The organism is Desulfosarcina sp. (assembly GCF_033791525.1).
GTDB lineage: Bacteria > Desulfobacterota > Desulfobacteria > Desulfobacterales > Desulfosarcinaceae > Desulfosarcina.
Window position 1 is genome coordinate 1 of sequence record NZ_JASJGN010000446.1, and the last position, 3,815, is coordinate 3,815.

The window sequence follows — 3,815 nt, forward strand, 5'->3', positions numbered from 1 at the left end:
GAAGCGGACTGGGGTTGTCCATCTGTTTCGGAATCATTAACAAAATGGGCGGTGAAATTGATGTACACAGCATCCTCGACGAGGGGACCCACTTCGAGATCCGGTTTCCACTGGAAAGTCCGATGATCGCCGAGACTGCGGAACTTCCGCTATCGACAGCAACGGGTCCGGAGTTGATCAAGAACAAAAGCAACTACATCGAAAAGAGAAAGATCAAACTTCTTCTCGTAGATGATGAAAAAAGCTTCGTCAGTGTGCTTTCAAAACGATTGGGCAGACGCAACATCGACGTCACCACAACGTTCAGCGGATCAGAAGCCATTCAGGCGCTTCGCCGGGTAGATTTTGATGTGGCTGTTTTAGATTTAAAAATGGAGGATATGGACGGATTGGAAGTGCTGAAGATATTCAAGAAGATGTATGCGAAAATGGAAGTCATCATACTCTCCGGCCATGAATCGGAGGAAGCGGCACATGAAGGAATGAAATACGGGGCATTCGAATATCTCTCAAAACCATGTGATATTGAAAAACTGATCGATACGATCAAAAAATCCGTTTCGCTTTGAATCGGATGTCTGGTTTAAATCACCCACTGGTTTCACCACTGGTGATGGGAGTGTCGACATTACCGGTCAAACAGGCTTCAAGGTGATCTGCATACCCTTCTTGACCGTTTATCAGTTGGACTTCTGGTAATAGGGCAGCGCCTCGGCCAGGTAGGACTGGATGTTCCTGATGCGGGTTTCTGGCGCCGGATGGGTTGAAAGAAACTCCGGCGGCCGGGATTGTTTCTGCGCCTGCATGCGTTGCCAGAAAGGAATCGCCTCGCGCGGGTCATATCCTGCCCGCGCCATGAGCGTCAGGCCGATGCGGTCGGCTTCACTCTCGTGCAGTCGGCTGTATGGCAACAGGAACCCAACGCTGGTACCCACACCAAAAGCTTCCATGAACAGCGTTTGGGTCAGCTGGGGTTGACTTTGAAGGGCCACCGACAGAGCCGTTCCGCCGAGCTGGGTCAGCAGGCCCTGGCTTAGACGTTCGTTCCCGTGGCCTGCCAAGGCGTGCGCCACCTCATGCCCCAGGACCACCGCCAGTCCGGTTTCATCCCGGGTATATGGCAGGATGCCGGTATAGACCGCAGCCTTGCCGCCGGGCATGACCCAAGCATTGACGGTCTTGTCGTCCTGGATCAGATTGAATTCCCAATGGTAATTGGCGATGGCGTCCCCTGCGCCGGTTTCTTTCAACAATGCTTCCGCGGCGTTGGCGATGCGCGTACCCACCTGGCGCACCATGGCTACCTGACGGGCATTTGTGGAAAGCTGACTTTTCCCGAGGACCGCTCGGTATTGCTCAAGGCTCATGGTGGCCAATTCGGCGTTGGGCACCAGATGCAGGCCTGAACGACGGGTGATGGGCACTTGGGCACAAGCCGACACGATCACCACCGCCAGAATCAGTGCAAAAACCCGACGGCAGATCGGTCTGCATTGACTCAGATTGAAGACGGCCATAAGAGGTTCCTTTTCAGGTGTAGGGGACGAGGCGACAACCCACACCGCGGCCCGATGTCAGTCCGCTGTTTAGGCGCTGGTCGTCGCCAAGATGGTTCCATGCGAAAAAAAATAATACCCAAAGATGAAATTCACAAGGGGGAGATCAACAGGATACCCAAAACGATTATGGATACTTTTTGCATGGTTCATACCTCAGTTTTGTCGATCGGTGTGTGCGGTCCGTTTTATCTCAATCCTCAGAATCCCTTTTAATGACCATGACCGGCCCTTTGCATTTGCGGATCACCCGGTCTGAAACGGACCCCAGGAACGCCTCTCCAAGGTTGGACCGCCCATGCGATCCGATAACCAGAATGGACGGTGCCTCCTTTTGTTCAACCTCGAGAATTTCGCGCCATGGGAAACCGATTTTGACGACGGTCTTCACCGTAAAGCCTAATGACTCCAATTCTTTACTCATTTCCGCCAGCGATTCCTGAGCAATCTCCTCAGCCTTCTTCTGCCACTGGAGGATATCTTTGTCCAGCATCGCATGTCGCCGCAGCCCATCGATAATGCGCTGGTTGATGACGTGCAGGATGGTCACCTCCTGGGCTCCGGCTTCTTTGAGTTGTTTGATGTAATCCAGTGCTTTGGCCGCCACATCGGAAAAATCGGTCGGATAGAGGATTTTTTTAAACATGCTTGGGCTACTTATTGTTGGGTGAAATTCAGGTGCTTTCCATACTGATAAAATACAGCAAAGGACATGCCATGAAAATTAAGAAAAATTTCAAGTTGAACCCGCCCCTGGCATTTTTTAATTACAGGGTTAATGATCCCCCTTTCGGGAAACGATCAGCAGCCTGGCCTGGAAGATGATCCCGGCGGCAACAAGAACCGCAGACAGCACCGATGCATAGGGGGAATGGCGGCCGAGTGCCTCGATGATAAAGGTGGCCCCTGCCACCGACGAGAGAATGATCAGGGCCCAGTCGAAAAGCAGATAGAGGGCCACCACGCCGACGACGCCCCCGATAAGGGCCACCAGTGCGCCGGGATCGTACCCCATCATCAGCGTCAGGTGGAGGGCAATGATGCTGCCGGCCACGAACCCTCCGATACCGATGGCCAGTTTCTGGAAAAACAGCGCCAGGATTGCGCCGATGATCCCGCACACCAGCCCCGCGGCCCAGAGCACCCAGAAGGGCTGAGGCCCAAAAACCAGTTGGGCCGCCTGAAGGCCGGCCGCGAAACCCAACACGCCGACGAACAACCAGAACAGTTTCCAGCCCAGCACCAAAAGGACCACTCCCGAGGCCGCCAGTAATAGATTCATTTTCTACTCCAGGAATTTAAAATTAAACCGGAATAGGCAGGCATCCCGTTCAGGATGCTTCTTTCCGTGAACCGATCAACGCTTCTGCATCCCTGGAGTGATCGCGGGCCACCAGCATATAGATGGACGGCACCACGAACAGGGTGAACAGGGTCCCGATGGCCATGCCACCCACCAGCACAAGGCCGATGGAATTTCTGGCTTGGGCGCCGGCACCGGTCACCAGGGTCAGGGGGAAATGTCCGGCGATGGTGGCGCCGGTGGTCATCAGGATCGGGCGCAGGCGGGTCATGGCGGCGGTGCGCACGGCTTCCCGCTTGGCCCGCCCCTGCCGCTGCAGGCTGTTGGCGAACTCCACGATGAGAATGCCGTTTTTGGACACCAGCCCCACCAGGGTGACCAGTCCCACTTGGCTGTAAATATTCATGGTGGTGGTCCACCCCTGGGTCCAGAAAGGCACGTTAGGATCGGGCATTTTGAGACAGGTAAAGACCAGAGCCCCGAACATGGCCAGGGGCACCGAGCCGGCCAGGATCACGAAGGGGTCCCGGAAGCTGTTGAACTGGGCCGCCAGAACGAGAAAAATCAGCACCACCGCCAGCCCGAAGGCCTGGATGAAGGTATTGCCCTCGGTGCGCAGCTGGCGCGACTCACCCGTGTAGTCCAGGATGTAGCCTTTGGGCAGGATCTTGGCGGCCTCGTCCTCCAGGTAACGCAGGGCTTCGTCCAGGGGCCGCACGGCCACCCCGCTGATGGTGACGGCGTTGAGCTGCTGGAACCGGTTCAGGGATCGCGGCACGGTGGAATTGCGGATGGTGGCGATGGTGCTCAGGGGCACCAGCTGATTGGATGGGCCGGTTACATAGATGCTGCGCAGCTGATCCGGGTTCAGACGGTCCGTGCGGCTGATCTGCGGCACCACCTTGTAGCTGCGCCCGGCGATGCTGAAACGGTTGACGTAGTTGCCGCCCACCATG

General features: G+C 55.8%; 5 protein-coding genes. 1 reads left to right on the forward strand and 4 read right to left on the reverse strand.

Going from position 1 to position 3,815, the window contains the following annotated elements; genetic code table 11:
• On the forward strand, nucleotides 1–569 hold a 569-nt coding region (locus QNK41_RS21155; RefSeq protein ID WP_319261268.1), incomplete at its 5' end, for a response regulator.
• A 111-nt stretch (nucleotides 570–680) separates the two neighbouring features.
• Here QNK41_RS21155 and QNK41_RS21160 read toward each other — a convergent pair.
• The 4 genes from QNK41_RS21160 to QNK41_RS21175 form a co-directional block, all read right to left on the reverse strand.
• Nucleotides 681–1,517: a M48 family metallopeptidase gene (locus tag QNK41_RS21160; RefSeq protein WP_319261270.1), complete on the reverse strand. Its 837-nt coding sequence runs from the start codon at nucleotides 1,515–1,517 to the stop codon at nucleotides 681–683.
• Between the two features lie 232 nt (nucleotides 1,518–1,749).
• Nucleotides 1,750–2,202, reverse strand: a complete 453-nt coding sequence (locus tag QNK41_RS21165) for a universal stress protein (protein WP_319261273.1) — start codon at nucleotides 2,200–2,202, stop codon at nucleotides 1,750–1,752.
• A 129-nt stretch (nucleotides 2,203–2,331) separates the two neighbouring features.
• Nucleotides 2,332–2,838 carry a DUF4203 domain-containing protein gene (locus tag QNK41_RS21170; protein ID WP_319261276.1) on the reverse strand — a complete coding sequence of 169 codons (507 nt, stop codon included), beginning with the start codon at nucleotides 2,836–2,838 and terminating at the stop codon, nucleotides 2,332–2,334.
• Between the two features lie 49 nt (nucleotides 2,839–2,887).
• Nucleotides 2,888–3,815, reverse strand: a 928-nt coding sequence (locus QNK41_RS21175) for an efflux RND transporter permease subunit (RefSeq protein WP_319261279.1), incomplete at its 5' end; no start/stop codon positions are given.

Excerpts from the sequence above, each read along its gene's own strand:
- QNK41_RS21160 (WP_319261270.1), bottom strand. The coding sequence starts at position 1,517 with ATGGCCGTCTTCAATCTGAGTCAATGCAGACCGATCTGCCGTCGGGTT.
- QNK41_RS21165 (WP_319261273.1), bottom strand. The coding sequence starts at position 2,202 with ATGTTTAAAAAAATCCTCTATCCGACCGATTTTTCCGATGTGGCGGCC.
- QNK41_RS21170 (WP_319261276.1), bottom strand. The coding sequence starts at position 2,838 with ATGAATCTATTACTGGCGGCCTCGGGAGTGGTCCTTTTGGTGCTGGGC.